18 protein-coding genes and 1 tRNA gene are annotated in these 25735 nt (G+C 71.8%); 10 read left to right on the top strand and 9 right to left on the bottom strand.

The window, feature by feature from the left end:
• Window positions 1-42 precede the first annotated feature (42 nt).
• Together AC07DW_RS23710 and AC07DW_RS23705 are read left to right on the top strand one after the other, a co-directional pair.
• Window positions 43-1614: an APC family permease gene (locus AC07DW_RS23710; protein WP_478859674.1), complete on the top strand. Its 1572-nt coding sequence runs from the start codon at window positions 43-45 to the stop codon at window positions 1612-1614.
• A gap of 94 nt (window positions 1615-1708) precedes the next feature.
• Window positions 1709-2026: a cupin domain-containing protein gene (locus AC07DW_RS23705; protein WP_189550361.1), complete on the top strand. Its 318-nt coding sequence runs from the start codon at window positions 1709-1711 to the stop codon at window positions 2024-2026.
• Between the two features lie 6 nt (window positions 2027-2032).
• On the opposite strand, the gene AC07DW_RS23700 is transcribed toward AC07DW_RS23705, so the two are convergent.
• Complete coding sequence (locus tag AC07DW_RS23700) at window positions 2033-3532, bottom strand: CehA/McbA family metallohydrolase (RefSeq protein ID WP_478859673.1); 1500 nt, start codon at window positions 3530-3532, stop codon at window positions 2033-2035.
• Between the two features lie 91 nt (window positions 3533-3623).
• Between AC07DW_RS23700 and AC07DW_RS23695 the strand changes: the two genes are divergently transcribed.
• From AC07DW_RS23695 to AC07DW_RS23680, 4 genes are all read left to right on the top strand, one after another.
• On the top strand, window positions 3624-4451 hold the full coding sequence (locus tag AC07DW_RS23695; RefSeq protein WP_478859672.1) for an LLM class F420-dependent oxidoreductase: 828 nt from the start codon (window positions 3624-3626) through the stop codon (window positions 4449-4451).
• Between the two features lie 27 nt (window positions 4452-4478).
• The gene (locus AC07DW_RS23690; protein ID WP_478859671.1) at window positions 4479-7058 is read left to right on the top strand and encodes a bifunctional FO biosynthesis protein CofGH; all 2580 of its coding nucleotides are present in this window, start codon (window positions 4479-4481) and stop codon (window positions 7056-7058) included.
• Between the two features lie 49 nt (window positions 7059-7107).
• Window positions 7108-9561 (top strand): tetratricopeptide repeat protein, encoded by a 2454-nt coding sequence (locus tag AC07DW_RS23685; protein WP_478859670.1) that lies wholly within the window; start codon window positions 7108-7110, stop codon window positions 9559-9561.
• Window positions 9562-9665: 104 nt separating this feature from the next.
• The gene (locus AC07DW_RS23680) at window positions 9666-10787 is read left to right on the top strand and encodes an ADP-ribosylglycohydrolase family protein (RefSeq protein WP_478859669.1); all 1122 of its coding nucleotides are present in this window, start codon (window positions 9666-9668) and stop codon (window positions 10785-10787) included.
• Here the strand turns inward: AC07DW_RS23680 and AC07DW_RS23675 are convergent.
• The 4 genes from AC07DW_RS23675 to AC07DW_RS23660 form a co-directional block, all read right to left on the bottom strand.
• The gene (locus AC07DW_RS23675; RefSeq protein ID WP_478859668.1) at window positions 10772-12292 is read right to left on the bottom strand and encodes a sodium:solute symporter family protein; all 1521 of its coding nucleotides are present in this window, start codon (window positions 12290-12292) and stop codon (window positions 10772-10774) included. The genes AC07DW_RS23680 and AC07DW_RS23675 overlap by 16 nt on opposite strands.
• Before the next feature lie 601 nt (window positions 12293-12893).
• Window positions 12894-13094: a DUF397 domain-containing protein gene (locus AC07DW_RS23670; protein WP_478859667.1), complete on the bottom strand. Its 201-nt coding sequence runs from the start codon at window positions 13092-13094 to the stop codon at window positions 12894-12896.
• Window positions 13095-13374: 280 nt separating this feature from the next.
• Window positions 13375-14241 (bottom strand): helix-turn-helix domain-containing protein, encoded by an 867-nt coding sequence (locus AC07DW_RS23665; protein WP_478859666.1) that lies wholly within the window; start codon window positions 14239-14241, stop codon window positions 13375-13377.
• Between the two features lie 277 nt (window positions 14242-14518).
• Entirely contained in the window at window positions 14519-15253 is a 735-nt protein-coding gene (locus tag AC07DW_RS23660; protein WP_478859665.1) for a GOLPH3/VPS74 family protein, read from the bottom strand.
• 179 nt (window positions 15254-15432) lie between these two features.
• Between AC07DW_RS23660 and AC07DW_RS23655 the strand changes: the two genes are divergently transcribed.
• The 3 genes from AC07DW_RS23655 to AC07DW_RS23645 all read left to right on the top strand — a co-directional run bounded on the left by AC07DW_RS23655 (window position 15433) and on the right by AC07DW_RS23645 (window position 20636).
• A complete protein-coding gene (locus AC07DW_RS23655) occupies window positions 15433-17724 on the top strand; it encodes a D-alanyl-D-alanine carboxypeptidase family protein (protein ID WP_478859664.1) in 2292 nt (763 codons plus the stop codon).
• Window positions 17725-18198: 474 nt separating this feature from the next.
• A complete protein-coding gene (locus AC07DW_RS23650; RefSeq protein ID WP_478859691.1) occupies window positions 18199-19899 on the top strand; it encodes an MFS transporter in 1701 nt (566 codons plus the stop codon).
• 41 nt (window positions 19900-19940) lie between these two features.
• Window positions 19941-20636: an adhesin gene (locus AC07DW_RS23645; RefSeq protein ID WP_478859663.1), complete on the top strand. Its 696-nt coding sequence runs from the start codon at window positions 19941-19943 to the stop codon at window positions 20634-20636.
• Window positions 20637-20714: 78 nt separating this feature from the next.
• Here AC07DW_RS23645 and AC07DW_RS23640 read toward each other — a convergent pair whose 3' ends face one another.
• Both AC07DW_RS23640 and AC07DW_RS23635 read right to left on the bottom strand, forming a co-directional pair.
• Window positions 20715-21236 (bottom strand): hypothetical protein, encoded by a 522-nt coding sequence (locus AC07DW_RS23640; protein WP_478859662.1) that lies wholly within the window; start codon window positions 21234-21236, stop codon window positions 20715-20717.
• Window positions 21237-21429: 193 nt separating this feature from the next.
• Window positions 21430-21990, bottom strand: coding sequence for a cysteine hydrolase family protein (locus AC07DW_RS23635; protein WP_478859661.1), 561 nt, complete (start codon window positions 21988-21990; stop codon window positions 21430-21432).
• 1079 nt (window positions 21991-23069) lie between these two features.
• Here AC07DW_RS23635 and AC07DW_RS23630 point away from each other — a divergent pair.
• Window positions 23070-24668 carry an SNIPE associated domain-containing protein gene (locus AC07DW_RS23630; protein ID WP_478859660.1) on the top strand — a complete coding sequence of 533 codons (1599 nt, stop codon included), beginning with the start codon at window positions 23070-23072 and terminating at the stop codon, window positions 24666-24668.
• Window positions 24669-24988: 320 nt separating this feature from the next.
• On the opposite strand, the gene AC07DW_RS23625 is transcribed toward AC07DW_RS23630, so the two are convergent.
• Both AC07DW_RS23625 and AC07DW_RS23620 read right to left on the bottom strand, forming a co-directional pair.
• Window positions 24989-25064 (bottom strand) — tRNA-Gln (locus AC07DW_RS23625).
• Between the two features lie 128 nt (window positions 25065-25192).
• Window positions 25193-25708, bottom strand: a complete 516-nt coding sequence (locus AC07DW_RS23620) for a Uma2 family endonuclease (protein ID WP_478859659.1) — start codon at window positions 25706-25708, stop codon at window positions 25193-25195.
• Window positions 25709-25735 lie beyond the last annotated feature (27 nt).

Here is a 25735-nt window from a genome sequence, read left to right as displayed (position 1 = left end):
CTTCTTCCGGATGTGGAAACCGCAGCACCTAACGTCCTCTGCATGACTCAGGTAGAAGCGCGGCCCCAGGCCGGAGACACGGTAAGGGGCGTCACCATGTCGGGTGGCACCGGTGACGTACGAACCAAGGGACTCGGCGGCAACTCCGTCGGGCTGGTGGGCAGTGCCGTCATCGGCATCTCCACCGTCGCCCCCGCCTACTGCCTGACGTCCACGCTGGGCTCCACCGCCGGAGAGGTCGGCCTGCAGATGCCGGCCGTCTTCCTGGCCGGGTTCCTGCCCATGCTGCTGGTGGCGTTCGCGTACCGCGAGCTCAACAAGGCCATGCCGGACTGCGGCACCTCCTTCACCTGGACGGTCAAGGCCTTCGGCCCCAAGGTCGGCTGGATGTGCGGCTGGGGCCTCGTCATCGCGACGATCATCGTCCTGTCCAACCTGGCGGGTGTCGCGACCTCCTACTTCTGGCTCCTGGCCGGTGAGATCAGCGGCAACCCGGACATCGCCGCACTGGACGACAACAAGGGCGTCCACATCCTCACCACCCTCATCCTCATCGCCATCGCGACCGCGATCAGCTACCGCGGCATGACGGCCACCAAGAGCGTCCAGTACACGCTCGTCGGCCTCCAGCTGATCGTGCTGGGCGTCTTCGTGGCCCTGGCCTTCTCCAAGGTCGGCAGCCCGGACTTCCCCACCGGCACCGAGTTCTCCTGGTCCTGGCTGGACCCCTTCGCCGTGGAGTCCTTCTCCGCCTTCACCGCCGGCCTCTCCCTCGCGATCTTCATCTACTGGGGCTGGGACGCCTGTATGGCGACCAACGAGGAGACGACCGGCAGCGCCAGGACCCCCGGCCGTGCCGCACTCATCACGATGATCGTCCTCATCGGCTCCTACCTGGCCACCGGCATCGCCGCCCAGATGGTCGTCGGCTCCGGCGACAAGGGCCTCGGGCTCGCCAACCCCGAGACCTCCGACAACGTCTTCGCCGCCCTCGCCGGCCCGGTGATGGGCAGTGCCCTCGGCGTCGCCCTCTTCGTCGCCGTCTTCGCCTCCGCCACCGCGAGCCTCCAGACCACCTTCATCCCGGTGGCGCGCACGGTCCTGGCGATGTCGACCTACGAGGCCCTGCCGCACTCCTTCACCAAGGTCCACCCCAGGTTCAAGACGCCGGGCCTGGCCACGGTCGTCGCGGGTGTCGCCACCGGTGTCTTCTACGCGGTGATGACGCTGGCCAGCGAGAACGTCCTGGTCGACACCATCTACGCGCTCGGCCTGATGATCTGCTTCTACTACGCGCTGACCGCCTTCGCCTGCGTGTGGTTCTTCCGCCGGGAGCTCACGAACTCCGCCAAGGACGCGCTGTTCAAGGGCGTCCTGCCCGCCCTCGGCGGCCTGATGCTCACCGCGGTCTTCGCCAAGACGCTGTACGACATGTGGGACCCGGCCTACGGCTCCGGCTCCTCCGTCCTCGGCATGGGGTCGGTGTTCGTGATCGGCGTCGGCCTGCTGCTCCTCGGCGTCGTGATCATGCTGGTGATGCAGCGCCGCAGCCCGGCGTTCTTCCGCGGCGAGGTCCTCAAGAAGGAGACCCCTTCGCTGATCGTCGCGGACTGACGCACACCTGAGCCGGCAGGGCGGGCACCGTGGGACGGCACGGTGCCCGCCCTTCCGTATGCGTACGTTCCGGCAGCGGGGCAAGGTGGACGGTATGTATGACCTCAACGCCATCGCCGAGGAACACCTCGTCAACGCCCACGCCGACGAGCACGGCCGCAGCGCCAACCTGATCCTGCGCGACCCGCCGCTGCGGCAGAGCGTCATCGCCCTCACCGCCGGCACCTCGCTCGACGAGCACAACACCCCGCCCGCCGCGTCCCTCCAGGTGCTGCGCGGTGTGGTGCGGGTGACGGCCCAGTCCGGCGACACCGAGCTGAGCATGGGCTCCCTGTACCTGCTGCCGCCCGAACGGCACGGCGTGACGGCGGTGACCGACGCGGCCGTCCTGCTCACCGCCGTCAACGACTGAGGGACGTCACCCCGCGGACCCGGCCCAGACGGGGCGTTCCCGCGCCCGCCCGTCCCCCAGGAACACCGGGTTGGTGAACGCCGCCAGTGCCCCCGGCAGTCCCGGCACCGCGGGCGGGTGGCGGACCTCGGCCCGGACGTAGGCGGCGTACGCGGGCGTCGTCGTCCACTCCACCGAACCCGTGCCCGCCGCGGGCAGCGGGGCCGTGTGCAGGAGACCCTGGTCCGTGACCAGGTGCGCCGTGCAGCCGGGGGCGCCCGTCACGTCGAGGCGCACCGTCACCGGGGCGCCGGGCGGGACGGGAAGCCGTTCGCCGATGCCCGCGCGGGCGCCGCGTCCGCCCGTCGCGGAGAAGGCCAGCGACACCGCCGCCGACTCCGCGACGTACGACCGGCCCGCGCGCAGCCCCGCCAGGACCGCCTCGCGGGTCAGGTCCTCGGCGAGGACGACCGTCTGCGGCTCGCCCACCCGCTGCGGCTCGCGGTGCGCGTCGCTGCCGCCCATCGCGGGGACCCAGCGGCCCCGGCCCGTGAGCGTGCCGTCCCAGCCGGCCAGCGCGACCTCGTCGTCCGGGGTGTACGGGCCGTTCCACACCTCCACCGCGTCCGCCTCGCCGAAGCCGAACTTCCAGGAGCAGCCGACGCACGTGGCGTGCGGGTGGGCCGGCACCACCAGGCCGCCGGCCCGGCGGATCTCGCGGGCGAAGTGCCCGAACCGGTTGTCGCGGGCCCGGTAGCGCCAGTCGACGAACGTCCCCGGATCGGTGCCGACCGCGACGACGTGGCCGCTGCGGGTCGTGACCTCCTCACCGGTAAGGATCAGCAGGTCCTCGCCCCACAGCCCGTCCCACGCCCCGTGCGCCGCGTGCGTGTTGTGCTCCGAGGTGTTGATGAAGTCCAGCCCCGCGGCGCGCGCGGCCGCCGCGACCTCGGCGGGGGTGCGCCGCCCGTCGGAGTACACCGTGTGCAGGTGGCAGTCGCCCCGGTACCAGGCCCGGCCCCGGCCGCCGGCCCGCTCCGGCGGGTACACCGGGCGCGGGGTCCGCCCGGCGGAGCCGTACGCGAGGCGGACCGTCACCGTGTACGCCAGGCCCGCGGGCGCGACGGTGTACGGACCCAGCACGATGTGCCAGGTGCCCGCGCGGACCGGCCCCGGAAGGTACCCGGGCGTGGCGTCGTCGGCGCGCAGGAAGAACTCGGTCCGGGCACCGCCCGACCAGCCCCGGAACCCCCGCCCGCCCAACTCGGTGCCCCGCTCGTCGAACACGCCGATGTCCAGGGCGTTGCCCTGCGTGCCCGGCGGCACGGCGGGCCGCTCGTACGCGTACGACACCCGGATCTCCCGCACCCCGCCCGGCACCTCGACCGGCAGGTACACGTAGTCGGGCGAACCGGGCGGCAGGGTGCCGCGCAGGACCCGCTCGGTCTGCCCGGCGGCGAAGCTCACACCGCCGCCCACGGCGAAGGCGCCCGCCGCGCCCGCCACGAAACCCCGTCTGCCCATCATGGCTCCCACCCTCCTCGCGGCCGGTGAACTCCCCGCCAATCCAGGGCGACGGTCTCGGAATTCGGCGCCGGGCGCCATACGTTGGGCCGTCATGCGCATCGCGACGACGATTTTCCTCACGGACCAGACCATCACCCCGGTACGGCTCGCGCGTGAACTGGAGCAGCGCGGCTTCGCGGGCCTCTACCTGCCGGAGCACACCCACATCCCCGTCGAACGCACCAGCCCCTACCCGGCGGGCGGCGACCTGCCGCCCGAATACGGCCGGACCCTGGACCCCTTCGTCGCGCTCGGCCAGGCGGCGGCCGTCACGGAGCGGCTCGGGCTGGGCACCGGCATCACGCTCGTCGCCCAGCACGACCCGATCGACCTCGCCAAGCAGGTCGCCACCCTCGACCACCTCTCCGGTGGCCGCTTCACCCTCGGCGTGGGCTACGGCTGGAACCGCGAGGAGGCCGCCGACCACGGAGTGCCCTGGACCAGCCGCCGCGAACGCACCCGCGACCGGATGGCCCTGATGCGTGCCCTGTGGGCCGCCGAGCCCACGGCGTACGAGGGCGCGACCGCCTCCGTACGCGCCTCCCTCGCCTTCCCCAAACCCGCCGGCGGCGCCCCCCGCACACTGATCGGCGGCGCGGCCGGCCCCAAGCTCTTCGCCCACGTCGCCGAGTACGCCGACGGCTGGCTGCCCATCGGCGGCCGGGGCCTGGGCGAGGCGCTCCCGGTGCTGCGCGAGACGTGGGAGAAGGCGGGCCGCGACCCGGACGCCCTCCAGGTCGTCCCGTACGCCGTCCGCCCCTCGGAGGGGAAGCTCGCGCACTTCGCCGACCTCGGCATCACGGAGACCGTCGTCCAACTCCCGCCGTCCGGGGAGGCCGAGGTGCTGCGCACGCTGGACGAGTACGCGCGGTACGTATAGCCACCCCGCACTCGTATGCTCGGGGCCATGACCGACGACCAGCCCGGACGCCCCACCGCCAACGCCATGCGACGCGCCCTGAAGCGGGCCAGGGACGGAGTGGCGCTGGACGTTGCCGAGGCCGCCGTGCTGCTCCGGGCGCGGGGCGCGGACCTGGAGGACCTGGCCGCGTCGGCCGGCCGGGTGCGGGACGCCGGGCTGGCGGCGGCGGGGCGGCCCGGGGTCATCACGTACTCGAAGAGCGTGTTCGTGCCCCTCACCCGGCTGTGCCGGGACACGTGCCACTACTGCACCTTCGTCACCGTGCCCGGCAAGCTGCGGCGCGCCGGGCACGGGATGTTCATGTCGCCCGACGAGGTGCTGGACATCGCGCGCCGGGGCGCCGCGCTCGGCTGCAAGGAAGCCCTGATCACCCTGGGCGACAAGCCCGAGGACCGCTGGCCCGAGGCGCGGGAGTGGCTGGACGCGCACGGCTACGACGACACGCTCGCGTACGTACGCGCCATGGCGATCCGCATCCTGGAGGAGACCGGGCTGCTGCCCCACCTCAACCCCGGCGTGCTGTCGTGGACCGACTTCCAGCGGCTCAAGCCCGTCGCCCCGTCCATGGGGATGATGCTGGAGACCACGGCGACCCGCCTGTGGTCCGAGCCCGGCGGCCCGCACCACGGCTCGCCCGACAAGGAACCGGCCGTGCGGCTGCGGGTGCTGGAGGACGCGGGCCGCTCGTCGGTGCCGTTCACCAGCGGGCTGCTCATCGGGATCGGCGAGACGTACGAGGAGCGGGCGGAGTCGCTGTTCGCACTGCGCCGCGTGGCGCGGGCCTACCACGGCATCCAGGAGCTGATCATCCAGAACTTCCGCGCCAAGCCGGGCACGGCGATGCGCGGCATGCCGGACGCCGATCTGGACGACCTGGTCGCCACCGTCGCCGTCGCCCGGCACATCATGGGCCCCTCCGCCTGCCTCCAGGCCCCGCCGAACCTGGTGGACGAGGAGTACGGGCGGCTCATCGGCGCGGGTATCGACGACTGGGGCGGGGTGTCACCGGTCACCATCGACCACGTCAACCCCGAGCGCCCCTGGCCGGCGATCGACACCCTCGCCGAGCGGTCCGCGGAGGCCGGGTTCGAGCTGCGTGAACGCCTGTGCGTCTACCCCGAGTTCGTGACGCGCGGCGAACCCTGGCTCGACCCGCGCCTGCTGCCGCACGTCCGCGCGCTCGCCGACCCCGCCACCGGGCTCGCGAACCCGGACGCCGAGGTGCGCGGCCTGCCGTGGCAGGAGCCCGACGAGGGCTTCACCGCCACGGGCCGCACCGACCTGCACCGCACCATCGACACCACCGGCCGCACCGCCGACCGGCGTGACGACTTCGACGAGGTGTACGGCGACTGGGAGGCACTGCGGGAGGCCGCCGCACCCGGCATGGTGCCGCAGCGCATCGACACCGACGTACGCGAGGCCCTCACGGTCGCCGCCGGCGACCCCACCCGGCTCACCGACGACCAGGCCCTCGCCCTGCTGCACGCCGACGGGCCGGCGCTGGACGCGCTGTGCCGGATCGCCGACGACATCCGCCGGGACGCGGTCGGCGACGACGTGACGTACATCGTCACCCGCAACATCAACTTCACCAACGTCTGCTACACCGGCTGCCGGTTCTGCGCCTTCGCCCAGCGCCGCACCGACGCCGACGCCTACACCCTGTCCCTGGACCAGGTCGCCGACCGCGCCCAGCAGGCGTGGGACCTCGGCGCGGTCGAGGTGTGCATGCAGGGCGGCATCCACCCGGACCTGCCGGGCACGGCGTACTTCGACATCGCCCGCGCCGTGAAGACCCGCGTCCCCGGCATGCACGTGCACGCCTTCTCGCCGATGGAGGTCGTCAACGGCGCGACGCGCACGGGCCTGTCGATCCGCGAGTGGCTGACGGCCGCCAGGGAGGCCGGCCTGGACTCGCTCCCCGGCACCGCCGCCGAGATCCTCGACGACGAGGTGCGCTGGGTCCTCACCAAGGGCAAGCTGCCGGCGGCCACCTGGATCGAGGTGGTGCGGACCGCCCACGAGCTGGGCATCCGCTCCTCCTCGACGATGATGTACGGCCACGTCGACCAGCCCCGGCACTGGCTCGGCCACTTCCGCACGCTCGCGGAGATCCAGAAGGAGACCGGGGGCTTCACCGAGTTCGTCACGCTGCCCTTCATCCACACCAACGCCCCCGTCTACCTCGCCGGCATCGCCCGCCCCGGCCCCACCACCCGCGACAACCGGGCCGTCACCGCCATGGCCCGCGTCCTGCTCCACCCGCACATCCCCAACATCCAGACCAGCTGGGTGAAGCTCGGCACCGAGGGCGCCGCCGAGATGCTCCGCTCCGGCGCCAACGACCTGGGCGGCACGCTCATGGAGGAGACCATCTCCCGCATGGCGGGCTCCGGTTACGGCTCGTACCGCTCGGTCAGGGACCTCGTCGCCATCGCCGAGGCCGCCGGCCGCCCGGCCCGCCCCCGTACCACCCTGTACGGCGAGGTCCCCGAGGAGCGGCAGCGGGCGGCGGCGGCATCGGACGGGCACCTCCCCGAACTCCTGCCCGTACTGGAGTGAACTTTGCGAGACTGACCCCATGGCCAGGGGCTCCCGATCCAGACCGTCGATGTCGCAACTGCTCCAGCAGCACCAGCGGGCCGGGTTCGTCGGACGGGGACGCGAACTGTCCCTCTTCACCGGCAACTTCGCCCTCCCACCCGAGGACGCCCGGCACCGGTTCGTCTTCCATGTGCGCGGCATGGCGGGGGTCGGCAAGACCACGCTGGTCCGGCGGCTGGAGGACGCGGCACGCGAGCGGGGCGCGCTGACCGCGTACGCCGACGAGACCGCGCACGACGTCCCCGCCGTGATGGCGGCGATCAGCGCCTGCCTGGACCGGCAGGGGCACCCCCTCAAGGCGCTGGACCGGCAGCTCGCCGCCTACCACCGCTCACGCCACGAGGCCGAACTCGCCTCCCTCACCGCCCCGGACGAGGGGCCGCCGGGCACCTCCGCCCCCTCATCCGGCGCGTCCGCCCCCTCGCCCGGCAGCATGGCCGCCGCACAGGCCGGGCTGATCGGAGCGGGCATGCTCCCGGTCGTCGGCGCCTTCGCCGGCGGCGTCGACCCGGCGCTCGTGGCCCGGGGCGCCGACCGGCTCCGGGCGACCCTCGGCCCGCGTTCCCGCGCACGCGGCGCCGACGACGCCCGGCTGGCGCTCGACCCCGTACCCGTCCTCGGGCCGCTGCTGGTCGCCGAACTGGACCGGGTGGCCGACAGCGTCCCGTGGATCGCGCTCTTCTTCGACACCTACGAACGCACCGCACCGGTCCTCGACACCTGGCTGCGCGACCTGATCGCGGGCGAGCGCCACGGTCCGCTGCCCGGGAACGTCGTCCTCACCCTGGCCGGGCGCGACCGCCTGGACCCGGCCTGCTGGGCGGAGTGGTCCCACGCCGTCCAGGACCTGCCGCTCGAACCGTTCACCGAACCCGAGACACGGCGCCTGCTGACGGCGAAGGGCGTCGTGGACGAGCCGGTCGTCCAGGACGTACTGCGCCTGTCCGGCGGGCTCCCGGTGCTGGTCTCCACCCTGGCCCAGCATCCCGGCGAACCGAACACCGCGGGCGCCACGGCCGTGGACCGGTTCCTGAAGTGGGAGGACGACCCGGCCCGCCGCGCCGCCGCCCTCGCCTGCGCGCTGCCGCGCCGGCTGAACGAGGACGTGTTCGCGGTGGCCGCCGGACACGACACGGACCCGGCGGAGCTGTACGCCTGGCTGCGCGCCCTGCCGTTCGTCGGCGAGCGCGACGACCACGCCCAGTACCACGACGTCGTACGCGCCCCCATGCTGCGCCTCCAGCGGACCGGCTCCCCGCAGGGCTGGCACGAGGCCCACAGCCGGCTCGCCGACGCCTACGCGCAGTGGGGCGACACCGCCGGGCGGGGCATCTCCCGGTACGAGCGGTGGGAGCACGAGAGCTGGCGCGCCCTGCGGCTGGAGGAGCTTTACCACCGGCTGTGCGCCCGGCCGCGCACGGCCCTCGACGGCACGCTGCACGAGGGGATCGGGGCGTGCGCCGAGGGCGCGGTACAGGCCCGCCGCTGGGCGCGGACGCTCGCCGAGGCGGGCGAGGACACGGACGACGAGGCCGTGCGGCGCTTCGGGACGGCCTGCCTGGAGGCGCTGGACGACCCGGCCCGGTCGGTCGTCGGCGTCCTGGACCTCCTGGTCGCCCGGGCCGGCCCCGAGGACCGCGCCTACGCCCTGGCCTCCCGGGAACGGGCGCTGCACGACGCGCGGCGGTACGCCGAGGCGCTCGCCGACTTCGACCGGTCGATCGGGCTCCGCGCGTTCGCCCGGGCGTACACCGGGCGGGCCCTGGTCCACCTCGCGCTGGGCAACGCCGACCGGGCGCTCGCCGACCACGACCGGGCCGTGGCGGTGGCCCGGTGCGCGACCCGCCCCCTCGCGCACCGGGGCGAGACCTACCGCAGGCTGGGCCGGCACGCCGAGGCCCTCGCGGACCTGGACCGGGTGGTCGCGCTCGACCCGGCATGGGTGTGGCCACGGGCGAGCCGCGCCCAGGTCCAGCGCGCCCTGGGCCGGCCGGCGGAGGCGCTGGCGGACCTGGACATCGCCCTGAGCCTGGACCCGGACCACCGCTGGAGCCTGGTGCGCAGGGCCCAGGTCCGCCGTGCGCTGGGCGACACGGCCGGCGCGCTGCGCGACCTGGACCGCGCGCATGCCCTCGCCCCGGGGGACCCGTGGGTGATCGGCGAGCGCGGCGAGGCGTTGCGGGCGGCGGGGCGCCACGCGGAGGCGGTGGCCGCGTACACCAGGGCCCTAACCCTCGATCCCGGCTACGTCTGGGCGCTCGGCAGCCGCGCGCTCGCCCACGAGGCGCTGGGCGATCCGGAGGAGGCGCTGGCGGACCTCGACCGGGCGCTGGCGCTGGACCCGGAGTACGCCTGGGCCGCCGCACAGCGCGAGCGCATCACCACCGCCTCCGCCGACGCCACCGCCGTCGCCGGGAACAACCAGGAACCGGTGCCGAACAGCGAGCAAAACCCCACCTGACGGGCGTCCGTACCTATAACACTCCGGGCCCGGAGCGCCTCGTTCCCTTCGATTACAGTGCTGCGCGCCGGACGTACGACGACGGGCGAGGGGAGGGACGCGAGGTGAGTGCAGCAGCCGCGGCTGTCTGGGGCCGGGCCGAGCAGCAGGACTTCCGTGCCCGGGTGCGCGGCTGCCTCCTGGGCGCCGCGATCGGGGACGCCCTCGGAGCGGGGGTCTCCACCCTGTCCGTCGAGGCGATCCGGGCCGCGCACGGCCCCGACGGGCTGGCCGACCTGGCGCCCGCGTACGGGCGGCGCGGGGCCGTGACGTCCGCGACCCAGCTGTCGCTGTTCACCGTGGACGGCCTGATACGCGCCCAGGTGCGCCGCGACACCGGCGCCTGGCACCCGCCCACCGACGTGCACCGCGCCCATCTGCGATGGGCCGCGACCCAGCGCGACTGGGGTCCGGACGAGCGCCGCAAGGACAACGGCTGGCTGGCCTGCGAGGAGTGGCTGTACGCCCGCCGCGGCCCCGCGCACGCCACCCTCATCGGGCTGGGCGACGACATCCTCGGCACCCTCGACCGACCGAAGAACCCCACCGCCCGGGACGCCGGCGCCCTGGTGCGGTCCGCGCCCTTCGGGCTGCTCGTCGGCTGGGAGCCGCAACTGGTGTGCCAACTGGCCGTGGAATGCGCGGTGCAGACCCATGGTCACCCCACGGCCTACCTGTCGGCCGGTGCCTTCGCCGTCGTCGTCCACGGCCTGGCCCGCGGCGAGCCCGTCGACGGCTCGGTGCAGCGGGCGCTGGCGCTGCTGGCCGCCCGCCCCGGCCACGAGCCGGTCAGCGAGGCGTTGAAGCACGCCCTGGGCGCCGTACGCCAGGGCATACCCGGTCCGGCCAGGATCGCCTCGCTCGGGGACACCGACGGGGAGCACGCCGAGGACGCGCTGGCCATCGCGGTCTACTGCGCGCTCGTCGGCGAGGACGTCCGGCACGGGCTGCGCCTCGCCGTGAACCACGACGGCCCGTCGGAGACCACCGGCACCCTCACCGGCGCCCTGCTCGGCGCGCTGCACGGCGAGACCGCCCTGCCGCCGGCCTGGCTGGCCGAGCTGGAAGGGCGGCCCACGATCCTGGAACTGGCGGACGACTTCGCCATGGAGATGACGCAGGGCCCGGCCCTGCACAGCCCGGCCGCCTCCGCGCCGGGCTGGCTGGCCCGCTACCCGAGGGGCTGACGCACGGGGGCCGCCGCCGGGCTGCCGTCGTCGGAGTGCAGCTTGTCCAGCACGGCGTCCCGTTCCGGGGTGTCCTCCGGCTTGATGAAGCCGATGACGACGAACAGGATCAGCGAGGTCGCCAGCGGCGAGACGATCTGGATCTGCAGCTCGATGCCGTCGAGTCCGTAGTTCGTCAGCCAGAACGCGAACAGACCGGCCGCCCACGAGACCAGCGCCGCCGTCGGCCCGGACCTGCGGAACGACCGCAGCAGGCCCAGCATGAACGGGATGGCGATGGGGCCCATCAGACCGGCCACCCACTTGATGACGATGGTGATGATGTCCTTGAACGCGGGCGAGTTGACCTGCGTGGCGATCGCCATGGACAGGGCGAGGAAGGCGACGGTGGACCAGCGGGCGGCCAGCAGCCCGGCCCGGTGCGACCAGCCGCGCGCCGACCTGCTCATCGCGGGCGCGATGTCACGGGTGAAGACGGCGGCGATGGCGTTGGCGTCGGAGGAGCACATGGCCATGGTGTGGGAGAAGAACCCGACGATGACCAGGCCCAGCAGGCCGTGCGGCAGCAGTTGTTCGGTCATCAGCGCGTAGGAGTCGGAGGCGTCCGGCTTCTCGGGCTTCACCAGCAGCGGGGCGCACCACATCGGGAAGAACAGCACCAGCGGCCAGACGAACCACAGCACGGCCGACAGCCGGCCGGAGCGGGTGGCCTCCCGGGCGGTGGGCGTGGCCATGTACCGCTGCGCCTGGTTCCACATGCCGCCGCTGTACTCGAAGGTCTTGATGAAGAGGTACGCGAGGAGGAAGGTCACCGTGTACGGGCCGGCGGTCGGCTCGGTGTGCCCCTGGAGCTCGGGCCGGTCCCACACGGTCCACAGCGCGCTGAAGCCGCCGAGCTTCGCCATGACGGCGACGAGCATCGCGACGCCGGCGAACAACTGGATGATGAACTGGCCGAGTTCGGTCAGGGCGTCGGCCCACAGTCCACCGACGGTGCAGTAGATGCCGGTGATGACACCGGTGATGAGGATGCCCTGGTTGAGCGAGATTCCGGTGAACACGGACAGCAGGGTGGCGATGGCGGCCCACTTCGCGCCGACGTCGACGATCTTCAGCAGTACGCCGGACCAGGCGAGCGCCTGCTGGGTGGGCAGGTTGTAGCGGTTCTTCAGGTACTCCAGCGGTGAGGCCACGTGGAGGCGCGAGCGCAGGCGGTTGAGCCGGGGCGCGAAGAGGTGGGCGCCGATGGCGATGCCGATGGCTATGGGGAAGGACCAGGTGACGTAGGAGGTGACGCCGTACGTGTAGGCGATGCCCGCGTACCCGGTGAACATCACCGCGCTGTAGCCGGACATGTGGTGGGAGATGCCCGACAGCCACCACGGCATCTTGCCGCCGGCGGTGAAGAAGTCGCTGACGTTGTCGACGCGTTTGTGCGACCAGACGCCGATCGCGACCATCACGCCGAAGTAGCCGATGAGCACGGCCCAGTCGAGACTGTTCATGTGCCCCCTCCAGGGGTCCGCCTTGTGAACGTCGAAGCGCGTCGTCAGTACGTCCGGTCAGCGGCGCCCCCGTGCGGGAGCGGGGACTTCGGGGATTGAACCGCCAGTTCGGGCGGCCGGTCAAGGGTTCGACTGATCACGGATATGAACGCAGATCAGAACATCGAACGTTTTTACTCTTTCTTGACCTTCTGGCCCGTTGTCGTGCCCGTGAGGGCGGCCACACGATGATCAGGCGCTTCGTCAGGTCCGTACGCCACACCACACGACACAGCGACCGCACGGGACGCGGGTCCCGTGCGGTCGGCGAAGGGAGGGGCACCACCCCATCGGCACACCCGCGTTGCCCGGGCGGCGACAGGCCACCCCATGGCCGCGCCCGGCCGGCCGCGCCCTCCCGGCACGGCCCGCTCACCCCCGCACTCGGCCCCCGGCTCCCTGCCGTGCGGGACATCCGCGGTACTTCCGGGCGGGCGCCGCGCCTCACGTCCTCCGGGTCGTTGCCCCGCGGCGGGCAGGGGGTGCGGCAGCACATGACCGAGCCCCCTCGGCCGGGACGGCGGACCAGTCGAGAGGGCTCATCGGTGACGCGTGGGAAGGCTCAGAGGACTCCCGTGCTCACTTCGCGCACGAACGCGTTCCACGTCTCGGGGACGAAGGTGATCGACGGGCCGGCGGGGACCTTCGAGTCCCGAACCGCGATCGACGCGACGACGGGGGACTTGACCTCGACGCACGCGCCGTTCCCGCCGGAATACGAGGACTTGGTCCAGGTGTCCGTGGCGCCCTGAATGATTGCCATCTTCTTCCGCTCCGGTTCTCGACAGTGACAGCAGTGACTCGCACCGGCCCGACCTGCGGGCTGGCGTGATCGACGCTACTCGTCGGGATCTCCGCGCGGGGCGGGCGTTCACTCGACTGGATGGCATATTCCATGCGGGTCTTCCGCTGGAGGTCGACCGGGGTGTACCGTACCGGCTTCTTCCCCGGCGGGCCGGGAGAATCCGCACCATCGCGGGCGAAACGGTCTTACGCCTAAGGACGTAACGAAGGTCGCGTCACCGCCTCATCAGGTCGCCACGTCACCGCGTCGCGTCCGTGTAGTCCTTGATGACCTCGCCGATGAACTGCCGCGTCTGCTCCACGTTCAGCGCCTGGGCCCGCAGGTGCTCGTACATCACGCTGTACCGCTGCACGTCGTTCGCCTTCTCCAGGTACAGGTCACTGGTGACCCCCTCGATGTAGACGACCGAGGAGTCGGAGGCGTCCGGGAACTCCAGGATCGCGTAGTGGCCGCTGATGCCGGGGTGCGCGCCCATGTCGAACGGCAGCACCTGCACGGTGACGTGCGGCAGGTGGGACTGCTCGACCAGGTGCTCCAACTGCTCGATCATCAGCTGCCGGTCGCCGACCACCCGGCGCAGCGCCGACTCGTCGATCACCGCCCACAGCCGCAGGGGCGTTTCCGCGTCCCGGATGCGTTCCTGGCGCCGCGCGCGGACGTTGACCCGCTTCTCGATGTCGGCCGTCGACGACTCCGGCAGCGCGCCGGCGATCAGCGCCTCCGCGTACTGCCGGGTCTGGAGCAGCCCCGGCACCACCTGGGGCTCGTACACCCGCAGCGAGGCCGCGTCGGTCTCCAGGCCGATGTAGACGCTGTACGGGATGTCGCCGAACGCGTGCCACCAGCCCTGCTGGCGCGAGTCCTTCGCCATCTGCATGAGCGAATCGACGATACGGTGGTCCTCGACCTCGTACACCCCGCACAAGTCACGGACATCGCGCTGGCTGATGGACCGGCGACCGTTCTCCAGGCGGCTGATCTTCGACTGCGAGACGAGCAGGCGCTCCGCCACCTCCTCCGCCGTCATGCCCTTGAGCTCACGCAGCCGGCGCAACTCCTGGCCCAATCTGCGTCGCCTGACGGTGGGGTTGACGTTCGACGCCACGGGAAACTGCACCTCCGGCTGCTTGGCTGCATAGCGGGCGTAGCTCTGCGTATCTACTGCTCAGCAGACTGCCACCAATAGGCTTTGCGCGCTGGAAAATCGCCACACGCGCCCCACGCCGTACGCACGTGCGGACACGCGCGAGCGCGCGGGGCGGTGTGTTGACCCCCCCGCGCGCCGATGCGGCTCCCGAACCGGGCCGTGGGGTGTGTGCCTGGTGCTCGTGCTCAGCCTCGCTCGTGGGACCCTCCGGGCCCCCTGGTGTTCCTCGTGCCGCTCAGTGCGCCACGGCGCGGGCCATCGACCCACTGCGTGACTGCGGCTGCATCGGTACGGCCGTGGCCGGGCGGCCACCACCTCCCGCGCCGGGATTACGGCGGGGCTGTGCGCCCACGCCGTTCTGGACGTCCATCACGGCGTGCGCCACGAGTCCGCCCATCGGGTCGTGCCGGATCAGATCCCGGAGCCGGGAGCGCGAGGAACGCCCCTCGTTGCCGGGGTAGAGGTGCTTGCCGAGTCCGACCGCGTGGGCCAGCGCGGCGAGCGCCGCGGTCCGCGGGTCCGGCGGTACACCGGTGCGGATCGCACTGTCGAGCCGGGCTCTGATCTCCCGGCTGATCGCCGTCTCCGTCGCCTGGTAGCGCGTCGTCGGCAGCACCCCGCACATCTGGCCCTCGACGGCATGCACCATGCCGCACCGTTCCAGATGCGAGAGATACGTCTGGCGCAGCCCCAGCCGGGGCCCGCCGATCCAGTGGACGGCCCGCACCGGACTGCCACGCCTGCGCAGCAGCTCGAGCGCGGAGTCCAGTGTCGGATCTCCGGTCGGCCGTGGCATCACCACGGCGATACGATCCCCGTCAGGGGCTATCCGTCCTGCCAGAGCCAGCTCCACTAGCTGTGCTCCGGCCAGGCCGAGGTCGAGCGACTGCGGCTGCGCTGTGGTACCCGTGGCCGGGTCCAGAGCGAGCAACAGAAGCTCCTCCGGAAGTGTTCTGCGGCTCCTGCCCATCCATGCCTCCCCGCGTGGATGAATGACAGGGTGACCCCTCTCACATTGGTCTGTCGAGAGCGCCTGGGTGCTTCGGGCGGGAACCGGTAGGTATGTCGTTCTCGTCTTGCACGGGAGCCAAGCGCTCACACAGGACACTGGTACATGGTTCGGGCAGTGCGTTGATTGAAGGAGGCACGGTGGCGGGCGAGTCCCCCGACAAGTCGGAGCAGCAGAAGTCGCCGGGGGAGACGGCGTCGGGCGAACGCGATCCGAGGCTTGCCGTACGTGGTGACAGTGCGTCGCCGGACGGGGACGCGAAGCGCCCGGTCGACCAGCCGACAGCGGTGTTCAAAGCGGTCCCGAACGACCGTGACGGCGACGCCCGCCTCCGGGACGCCGTCTCGGCGTGGGTCACCACGGGGGACGAGCCGGGTAAGCCGGCCGAGTCCGGCGAGCCGGGCGGAAACGACCCTGCCGCGTCGGAGGAGGCGTCTTTCGAGCCGGGCGAGTCCGTCGAGCCGGGCCAGTCCGCGGGTGCGGCTCCCGCCGAGGGGGCCGAGCCTGAGGGCCCGGCTCCCGCCGAGGGGGCCGAGCGCGCCGGTACGCCCGTCGAGGCGGCTGCCGAGCCCGCCGCCGGGGCCGAGCGGCCTGTGGGCGCGCCCGAGGCCGCAGCCGGCCGCCCGACGGACGCGGACGGGGACGCGGACGGGGACGCGGACGGCGCGGGCGCCGAGCCCGCCGAGCCCGCCGCGAAGGGCGCCGAGCCCGCCGCCGGGCCCGCCGCGAAGGGCGCCGGGCCCGCCGTCGAGGGCACCGACACCGGTCCCGACACCGACGCGGCCGACACGACCGCCGGTGAGCCCGCGAAGGAGGGCGCGCCCCGCCCCGTCGACCAGCCCACCGCCGTGTTCCGGGCCGTCCAGCGCAAGCCCGTGGACCAGCCGACGACCGCGCTCAAGGCCGTCACGCCCACGGCGGGCCCCGCCAAGGCGGCCGACCCCGCCAAGGCGGCCGGGGCGGCCGAGTCCCCCGCCGAGCGGACGAGCAAGTTCGTACCGCTGCGCCCGGACGACGTGCGCCCGGCCGCGAAGAGGCCCGGAGCGCCGGCCGCCGCCACCGCCGCGCCCGCGGCGGCGCCCACCGCCTCGGGGGCGGCCGCGCCCGCCTCGCTCACCGAGCCCGAGCGGACCCGGCAGCAGCCCCTGCCGCCCCGGCCGCCGCTGGACATGCTCGCCGAGCTGACGAACACCCCGCCCCCGCCGGAGACCCCCGTCCGTACGGCGGTCCGGCGCGTCAAGATCTGGACCCCGCTGGTCCTCCTCCTGGCGATCATCTTTGCGATCGTGCAGTTCGTGCGGCCGTTGCCCCCGCCCTCGCTGGTGATGACCGCCAAGGCGTCGTACGCCTTCGACGGCGGCAAGCCGTCCCTGCCGTGGCCGGACGAGGGCCAGGGCTACATGTCGGCGACCGGCCTCGGCGCAGTCGACTCCTTCGGCGAGCAGAAGCCCGTACCGATCGGCTCCGTCGCGAAGGCCATGACGGCCTACGTGATCCTCAAGGAGCACCCCCTGAAGAAGGGGTCCAAGGGCGCGATGATCGAGGTCGACGCCCTCGCGGAGAAGGAGGGTGGCTACGACGCGCAGAACGAGTCGACCCTCAACACCGTGAAGGCCGGCGACAAGATCTCCGAGTACGACGCGCTCGCCGCCATCATGATCCCCTCCGCCAACAACATCGCCCGGCTGCTCGCGCGCTGGGACGCCGGTTCCGAGGCGGCGTTCGTCAAGAAGATGAACGACACCGCCAAGGAACTGGGGATGAAGAACACCACGTACACCGACCCCTCGGGCCTGAACCACACCACCGTCAGCTCCGCCGAGGACCAGGTGAAGCTGGGCGAGAAGCTGGTGGAGATCCCCGCGCTGGTGGAGATCACCGCCAAGCCGTGGTGGACGGACCCGTCTGGCAAGAAGTGGCGCAACTACAACGACCTCGTACCGTTCGACGGGGCGCTGGGCATCAAGACCGGCAGCACCACCAAGGCGGGCGGCAACCTGCTGTTCGCCGCCCACAAGAAGGTCGGCGACACGGACCAGCTGATCGTCGGCGCCGTCCTCGCCCAGTACAAGACGCCCATCCTGGGCAGCGCCATCGCCGCCAGCAAGGAGGCGATGCTGGCCACGCGGGCCCTGCTGGAGAACCGGACGGTCGTCAAGAAGGGTGATGTCGTCGGCCATGTCGACGACGGCCTCGGCGGCACGACGCCGGTGGTCGCCACCAAGGACGTGAAGGTCGTCGGCTGGTCGGGCCTGACGGTCAAGCTGGAGCTGGGCGACGGCGGCCGCGCGCTGCCCCACTCGGCGCCCGCCGGCACGCAGGTCGGCATCCTGTCCGTGGGCGAGGGCGCCAGCCAGGTCCGGGTCCCGGTGGCCCTGCAGAGCGCCATGGCCGAACCCGGCCTCGGGGACAAGCTCACCCGTATCGGCTGAAATCTCCCTGGGCGCCCCGGTTTTCCGGGGCGCCCTCGTGTTAGCGTCCGGACACGTCCGGGCAACGGACGACGCCGGAACGACGTCTTCGCAGACAGCACGTGGCAAGGGCATGGGGGACGACGCAGAGAGCAGAGAGCCGCAGTGACCACCACTGAGCCGACCAGCGCTGAGCCGACCCGCGCGGACAGCGCCTCGACTTCGCGGGCGCGAATAAGGCCACCGGCTGAGGTGCGCGAGGTGCGCGAGGCGCCCGGCGCAGATGAGCTGCCGGGCGTACGTGAGGTGCCAGGCCGACGGGAGCTGTCGCTGCCGGACGTACGTGAGGTGCCAGAGGTTCATGAGGTGTCCGAGGCGGTACTCGGCGTACCCGGACGGCCGGACCGTCCCGGCCGTCCCGACGCCCCGTCAGCCGCCGGGGTGGCCGAGGCGCCCGCCGCACCCGTGCCGGTGCGCCGCGAGGGGTGGTCCGGGGTGGCGGAGTCCCTCCGTCACCCTGTCGCGGTCGCGACGGGGATCGCGGCGCTCACCCACGTCGTCTGGTTCTTCCTCTTCGCCAACAGCGGCGGCGACCTCGCCGCGCAGGACGCGTGGGCCGAGTTCGTCGGGCGCCACCCGGACTCCGCGTACAACCTCGCCTGGTACGGCGGGATGCACCCGGTGTCGTACAGCGTGGTGTCCCCTTACCTGATGTCGCTGCTCGGCGTCCGTACGACGATGATGATCGCCGGTACGGCGTCCGCCGCGCTGACCGCGCTCATCCTGGTGCGCGTCCGGGCGGTGCGCAATCCGGTGGCGTGCTCGCTCGCCGGGGTGTTCGCGTTCCTGTGCAACGCGCTGTCCGGCCGCGTCACGTTCGGCCTCGGCATGATGTTCGCGCTGGGCGCGGTCGCGGCCGTGTTCTGCTGGCCGTACCGGTGGCGCAGGAAGCGGTGGGCCAAGGCCGCCGTGGCCGCACCCCTCGCGGGGCTGGCGACCGCCGCCAGTCCGGTCGCCGGGCTGTTCCTGGGGGTGGCGGCGGCGGCGCTGTTCCTCAACAAGCGGCGCCCCGGCGCGTACGCGCTCGGCCTCGCGCCGGTCGCCGTCGTGGCCCTGTCGTCGTGGCTGTTCCCCTTCTCCGGTACGCAGCCGATGTCGTTCGCGTCGACGATGCTGCCGTTCTCCTTCGGGGTCCTCGTCCTCGTCCTCGTACCGCGTGACTGGCGCACGGTCCGCACCGCCGCGGCCGTGTACGCGCTCGGCACGCTCCTCACCTGGCTGGTCGACTCGCAGATCGGGTCGAACGTGTCGCGGCTGCCCATGCTGTTCGCGGGCGTCGTCCTGCTGGCCGCCCTGCCGTACACCGCACGCGGCACCCGCAGGTGGTACGCCCTGGTCCTCGCCTTCGTCGTGCTGAACGGGTGGATCGGCTTCAAGAGCGCCGACGACATCGTCCGTACCGCGCCGGACGCGTCGTGGGCGCGCGAGGCCGCACCGCTGATCAACCAGCTCCAGCAGCTCGGGGCGGAGAAGGCGCGGGTGGAGGTGGTACCGGCGCGCAGCCACCGCGAGGCGTCGGCGCTGACCCCGTACATCAACCTCGCCCGCGGCTGGAACCGGCAGGCGGACATGGAGCGCAACCCGGTCTTCTACGACGACACCCTCAACTCCGCGACCTACCGCGACTGGCTGCACCGCTGGGCCGTGCACTACGTGGTGCTGCCCAAGGGCGACCCGGACACCGGTGCCGAGCAAGAGGCGGAGCTGGTCAAGGACGGCCAGCCGTACCTGCGCCCGGTGTGGTCCGACGCCAACTGGCGGCTGTTCGCGGTGGAGGACCCCACGCCGCTGGCCGATCCGCCGGCGACGGTGGTCCGGGCGGGCGCCGGCGAGGTGACGATCCGGGTGCGGACGGCGGGGCGGGTGCTGATCCGCGTGCCGTACTCGCCGTGGCTGGCGCTCCTGGACGAGGAGGGCAAGAAGGTCGAGCCACCGCAGGAGACGACGGCCTCGCAGCAGCGTGAGGACGGCACCAAGACCTTCGTCAACGTGCACGGTTGTGTGCTGAAGGCGGAGGAGGACCGGGAGGGCGACGAGTGGACGGAACTGCTCGCGCCGAAACCGGGGGTGTACCGGCTGGCCGCACCGTACAAGATCTTCCCGCGTGGCACGCCGTGCCCGGAGGAACTGCGCTGACCCTCACGGTTACCGCGAGTCGCGCTGCATAGTGGTCCGGCATGGCGAGCGTACGTACTGTGCTGGCAGCGGGCTCCGTCGTGGCCGCGGGCTGCCTGATCGCTTCGGTGGCCCTGCTGGGCGGCGACGCCCGGCCCGACCGGGGCCCGGACGCGGACCGGGACGGCGTCGGCCGGCTGCCGGAGCGGAGCCTGCCGTCCCGCATCGCCCCGTCGCGCCCGCCGGTGTACGCGGTGTGGGCGGGCCCGGGGTGCTCGACCGGCACCACGTACCGCGAGGGCGGCCGCTTCGAGAACGGTGACGCCGCCTGGTACACGGTGGCGTCCGGCGGGTTCCGGGACGGCGGCTGCGACGGCCGGTTCACCGCCCTGCCCATGTCCGGCAGCCCCGACAGGGACGGTGCGGGCACGGCGACGTGGACCTGGCCGGTCGGCGACGCGTACGAGCGGTGCGCCCTGGCGGTGTTCGTCCCGCGGGGCCCGCGCGACATCGATGTCGCCGGTGACCCGGCCGTCTACCGGGTCCTCGCCGACCCGGACGACCCGACGTCCACGTACGCGGCCTTCGGCGTCCTCCAGACCGTCCACCGCGGCACCCTGGTCCAGGTCGGCACCTACCCGGTCAGGTCCTCCACCTTCACGGTCCGCCTCACCGACCGCGGCCGCGACTGGGGCGCCCGCCCCCTGGTGGGCGCCCACCACGCCGCGTCCCAACTGCGGCTCACCTGCCGGGAGTGAGGGCCGGCGGTGCGGCGAGACGACGGAAGGGCCGGCGCTGGGCGACGACCCCGGCGCCGTCCCTCCTCACCGAACCCGTCAGACGTTCTTGGTCTCGGTGTACGAGTCCGCGACCGTGACCTTGGCGTAGGTGTTGGTGACCTTGCAGCTCCGGAACTGGTGCGACACGTACACCTGGTAGACCCGCTTCTTGATGCCGATCTTGTAGCTGACCCGCTTCCGCGCCGGCACGACGATCATCGTCGTCTTGCCCCGCGCGATGGACGCGCTGGCCTCCACGGTGACCGATCCCTTGGCGTTGATCTCCCCCACGGCGAGGTCCAGCTTGCCGCCGAACTCCCCGGTGACGCTGCCCTTCAGGCTGGCGCTGATCTCCGCCGATATGGACTCGCGCACCGACGCGGAGCTGCGGCGGTTGTCGATGGTCCCCGACGCGACGACCTTGTGCCAGGAGGACGAGATCTGGGTGTACTTCCGGTGGTACGAGTCGTCGCAGTCCTCCCGGGCCGACGCCGGCCCGGCCGCCAGCACGGTCAGGCAGCCGGCGAAAACGGCGGACGCGGTCGTGGCAGTGACGAAGTTACGCGCAGATGTGCGCAAAATTGCTCCCCGATGAGATTCCAGCGCGGTCAGCTGCTGGATGTCGCTCGAACGTCAGCCCCACCTGACGCCCGACACCGCCTATTTGATCAGGATCTGAGCCGAGGAACTGCTCCACGGCCGACGAGAGCCGCCACCCCCGAAAAGGGTGCGCGCCGGGGTCAACCGCCCAGGTCGTCCACCTGGTGCGCCGCTATGCGGACGCGATCGTCTTGAGCCAGTCGTCGACGGTGACGACGTCCGCCCACTGCGGGAACAGTCGCTCGACGAGAACCCGGTGCAACTCCGGGTCGGTGTCCAGACAGGCGTCGGAGAGCACGGTCAGGCCGAAGTCCAGGTCGTTCGCGTGACACAGGGTGGACAGCACCACGGCGCTGGTGGCGATGCCCGTGAGCACGAGATCGTCGACACCGCGTGCCCTCAGCACGATGTCGAGATCGCTGCCCGAGAACGCGCTGGCCCTTCTCTTGGTGACCACCACCTCGTCCGGCCGGGGCGCGACCCCGGGGTGAATGCCGGTGCCCGGGGCGTCCTCGACGTAGAGGCCGGCCCGTGCGATGGCGGTGAGAGCCCTGTTGCGCGTGCCGACTTCCGGGAAGCCGGGACGTAACGCGATGACCACGTAGACCACGGGAATGCCGGCCGCCCGGGCCCCATCGATCGCCCGGCGCAGGCGGGGCACATATCCCGAGCCGTCGTCAGCGATGTCCACGATGGCCTGCTGGACGTCCATCACGAGAAGGGCACGGCTCATGTCGTCTCCAGGGAAGAAGTCCGCTCGGCGCTGAACGGGCCGAGCCCTCCACGGCCTCGGCCAGGTTGGGGGTACCTGCTGGGCAGGATAGGCCGGGCCGAAGAGCCCAGCCGGCAGTTCACGCGAGCCGCCACGGGTTCAGGAGAGAGGGCGGGTGACGCGGCGGGTGACCTTCGGACGGCTCGGTCGAACCAGTCGAGGCACGGGTGCGTGCCGGCCACGCGCCCTGCACCGAGGCTGACATGTGTCCGGCACGACTGGCACTTGGCGAGTGGACGGTCCGGAACGGCACGCGTATGGCACGACCTCGAACACAGCGAAAGGGCCAGCCGGGGAGGAAAACCCTCCTTAGCTGGCCCTTCTGTCTGTGCCCCCGGCAGGATTCGAACCTGCGACACCCGCTTTAGGAGTTTTCTCTGATCAAGGTCGTGACCTGGGGAAACTCCGCCATGACCGCGTTTGACCTGGAGAAACATGTCTCGGTGGTTCTTGCAGGTTCCCAGGGTTTCCCGGCCTCATGTGTGCTGAATCCGTTCCGGGCCGACTGCAGGGGCGCGACCTCGTGCCACAGGTCGCGGGCGCGCGCGGCATGGCCAGGGGGAGGCACAAGACGCGGAGGAGTACGCGCCCGTGTGGTGGATCACCACCCCGTTCACGGGGCCCCAGTTGCCGTGCTGGTCGCGGTTGTGGGTGCGCCAGGATCCGTGTTCGACAACGCCAAGTCGTGCGTTCTTGAGAACGGACAGGAACTTGTCCGCGGACAGAGGGGCGGCCACCTTCGCTTCACCTTCACCCGGTGCGTCAGGGGCAGTCGGCCGTGCCCGGGGGGCGCCGGACCGGTCCCTCGAGGACGAAGGGCACTTCGCTGCCGGCGGAGGGCCGTCCTGACAGCGGCCGGAGTCTAACGGCTCCCTGCGACTTACCCACCTCGTCGGATCTGCTGCCAGGAGGGCCAAAAACAGGAGATGGCAGGACGAAGGTCCACAAGGCCGAGTACGTTCGACTCGGCCCGCTGGCTGCCGGACGGCATCGGGGTTACGCCGGCCGTCTCTCGCCCTCGCGACAGGAGTCGTTGCCCCATGACCTACCGGTTCAACCCGCCGCCCACCTGGCCCGCCCCGCCGGAGGGGTGGAGCCCCCCACCGGGCTGGGAACCGGATCCCGCATGGCTCACACCCCCAGGCTGGCAGATCTGGATCCCGGAAGGGGCCGCGCCGCAGCCGAGCGCACCCGTTCCTCAGCAGTCCCCCTACGGTCCCCAGGCGACGGCCCCGGCCACAGGTGGGGGTCTGTTCGGCCGGCGCCGTAAGCAAGCGGAGTCCGAGGCGGCGCGTCTGGCGGGCGAGCTGGCGCTGATGGAAACACAGGTACGCGGACTACAGGAAGACAACCGTCACCTGACGGAGCAATTGAGTCGTCTCATCGGAGCCGACAGCGCTCAGATAGCCGCCGAGCAGCAGCGACTGCGCCGCGCGCATGAGGAGAAGCTCCAAGAGATCGGACGGATCGACGCTCTACTCGACGAGAAGATAGAGCACGCCGCCGAGAGCGCCGCGCAGTCCCTGGTCGACGTGCGCCGCCAAGCCGACGACATGGCTCGCCAGACGGCGGAGGCCGAACAGCGCCTCACGGCCGCGCGCCGGGATCTGGTGCTCACCGATGAGACGCGGATGCTGCAAGAGGCCGGCATTTACGAGTACCGCCATCCGCTCGCCGACGCGCTCGCCTACAAGGACCGGCTCGACAGTCTCAAGGCCCGCTACAAGCAGTTGGCGAGGGACGATCGGGCAGTGCTCGGGAACCAGTACTGGATGGTGGACGGCTCAGCTGCCAAGGGCCGCAAGATGGTCCGTGACTTCTCCAAGCTGATGCTGCGCGCGTACAACGCCGAGGCGGACAACGCAGTGCGCGGCATGAAGCCGCACCGGCTCGACTCGCTGATCGACCGGCTCGGCAAGACACGGGAGTCGATCGCCCGGCTCGGCGCCACCATGCAGATCCGCATCGGCGATGACTACCACCAACTGCGGGTCCAGGAGTTGGAGCTGACGGCGGACTACCTGGTGAGGAAGGAGACCGAGCGGGAGGAGCAGCGAGAGCTACGAGCCCAGCAGCGCGAGGAGGAGCGCCTGCAGCGCGAGATCGAGCGCGAGCGGCAGCGGCTGGAGAAGGAACGCAGCCACTACGAGGGCGCCCTGCGCCGCCTGCGCTCCGGCACCGGCGATGAGGCCGCCATCGCCGAACTCGAAGAAAAACTGGCCGAGTTGGGCGCCGAACTGGAGGCGGTCGAGGCCCGCGAGGCCAACATCCGGGCCGGATACGTCTACGTCATCTCCAACGTCGGAGCGTTCGGCGAACGCATGGTCAAGATCGGTATGACCCGGCGCCTCGATCCCATGGACCGCGTTATCGAACTCGGGGACGCGTCCGTCCCCTTCCGCTTCGACGTACACGCCCTGATCTTCAGTGAGGACGCCGTCGGCCTGGAACGCCGCCTGCACCAGGAGTTCGAGTCCCGCCGCGTCAACCGGGTAAACCTACGCCGGGAGTTCTTCTACGTCACACCGGCAGACGTACGCGCCGCCCTGCAGCGGCTCGCCGGACAGCACCTCCTGGAGTTCCAGGACACGCCCGAGGCTCCTGAATGGAGGGCCAGCCAGACCGCTGCCGGGCGGTGACGGGCTCGACTCAGTCAACCTTGTCGGGTGCGTCCAGACGGCAGGCGGCGCCATCCAGACTGATCCAGGTGACCTTGGAGGTACTTCCCGCCGCGAGGTGAGCGGTCACTTCTCCGGTTGGGGTGATCGCGAGCCACACGGACACCTACACCTCGCTGATGCCCCAGTTCGAGCAGGAGGCCGCCGACGCCCCCGTGGGGTCGGTAGAAACCCCGTAACCAGGACGTCGCCTAGCGTTACGGCCCCGCACACACGAAAACAGCCCCCTCGGAGATCACTCCGAGGGGGCTGTTCGAAGCTCCGTGCCTGGTCAGGCATTGTGCCCCCGGCAGGATTCGAACCTGCGACACCCGCTTCAGGAGTGGGATTGGATCCTTGCCGGGGGATGCGGGGCGCTGCCGCGCGGTGCTGTTTCCCCTGGCCAGAACCGCACGGCGAGCCACTTGATCCGGCTCATGCCGCCCTGTGTCGGACCATCCGCTCACGCATCGCTCACGCACTGCCGACTGCTGAGCAGCGCGTGGTCAGACCTGCCCGAGGTCGATCTCCACCGGGAAGGGGGCCGCTGCCTCGGGGACGCCGGTGAACACGTCTCCGTCCCGGTAGGTCTTCGTCGCGTGGTCGAGAACGTAGGTATACACCAGAGGAACGCCTGTCGCGGCCTCCTCGATCCGGTCGGTGGTCTCCGAGCCCGGCGACACTACCTCCGCGACCAGCAGCACGTGCTCAGGACGGGTGGGGGTGATGTCGATCGTGTCTGTGCGGTACACGACGACGTCCGGGCGGCGATTGGTGAGCGGGACGTCCTGAAGCCGGACGTCGAAGCCCGTGTCGGCGTTCCACTCCGGGCCCGCGGTGGCATCCAGGGCGTTCGCCAGAATCCGGGCCAGCCGGTTGTGCCGCTTGGACGCGCTCGGGTTCACCACGACCACCCCGTCCACGACCTCGATGCCGGCGCACTGCTCCTCGGACCAGGAGTCGTACTCCTGCGCCGTGATCTGCTCGTGCATCCACTCCGGGGCCACCATCTCGGCCGTCATGAAGCACCTCCCGGACACTGTGCTGCG

The sequence above is a fragment of the Streptomyces sp. NPDC045701 genome (genome assembly GCF_056432045.1).
The sequence above is the reverse complement of the archived record's forward strand: the minus strand, read 5'-3'. Positions and strand labels throughout refer to the sequence as shown.

What these genes read in the sequence shown, in the direction of transcription:
- AC07DW_RS23695 (WP_478859672.1), top strand. Translation starts at nt 3,624, where the DNA reads ATGCGCATCGCGACGACGATTTTCCTCACGGACCAGACCATCACCCCG.
- AC07DW_RS23670 (WP_478859667.1), bottom strand. Translation starts at nt 13,094, where the DNA reads ATGGCAATCATTCAGGGCGCCACGGACACCTGGACCAAGTCCTCGTAT.
- AC07DW_RS23685 (WP_478859670.1), top strand. Translation starts at nt 7,108, where the DNA reads ATGTCGCAACTGCTCCAGCAGCACCAGCGGGCCGGGTTCGTCGGACGG.
- AC07DW_RS23630 (WP_478859660.1), top strand. Translation starts at nt 23,070, where the DNA reads ATGACCTACCGGTTCAACCCGCCGCCCACCTGGCCCGCCCCGCCGGAG.
- AC07DW_RS23645 (WP_478859663.1), top strand. Translation starts at nt 19,941, where the DNA reads ATGGCGAGCGTACGTACTGTGCTGGCAGCGGGCTCCGTCGTGGCCGCG.
- AC07DW_RS23700 (WP_478859673.1), bottom strand. Translation starts at nt 3,532, where the DNA reads ATGATGGGCAGACGGGGTTTCGTGGCGGGCGCGGCGGGCGCCTTCGCC.
- AC07DW_RS23675 (WP_478859668.1), bottom strand. Translation starts at nt 12,292, where the DNA reads ATGAACAGTCTCGACTGGGCCGTGCTCATCGGCTACTTCGGCGTGATG.
- AC07DW_RS23620 (WP_478859659.1), bottom strand. Translation starts at nt 25,708, where the DNA reads ATGACGGCCGAGATGGTGGCCCCGGAGTGGATGCACGAGCAGATCACG.
- AC07DW_RS23705 (WP_189550361.1), top strand. Translation starts at nt 1,709, where the DNA reads ATGTATGACCTCAACGCCATCGCCGAGGAACACCTCGTCAACGCCCAC.
- AC07DW_RS23660 (WP_478859665.1), bottom strand. Translation starts at nt 15,253, where the DNA reads ATGGGCAGGAGCCGCAGAACACTTCCGGAGGAGCTTCTGTTGCTCGCT.
- AC07DW_RS23690 (WP_478859671.1), top strand. Translation starts at nt 4,479, where the DNA reads ATGACCGACGACCAGCCCGGACGCCCCACCGCCAACGCCATGCGACGC.
- AC07DW_RS23635 (WP_478859661.1), bottom strand. Translation starts at nt 21,990, where the DNA reads ATGAGCCGTGCCCTTCTCGTGATGGACGTCCAGCAGGCCATCGTGGAC.
- AC07DW_RS23710 (WP_478859674.1), top strand. Translation starts at nt 43, where the DNA reads ATGACTCAGGTAGAAGCGCGGCCCCAGGCCGGAGACACGGTAAGGGGC.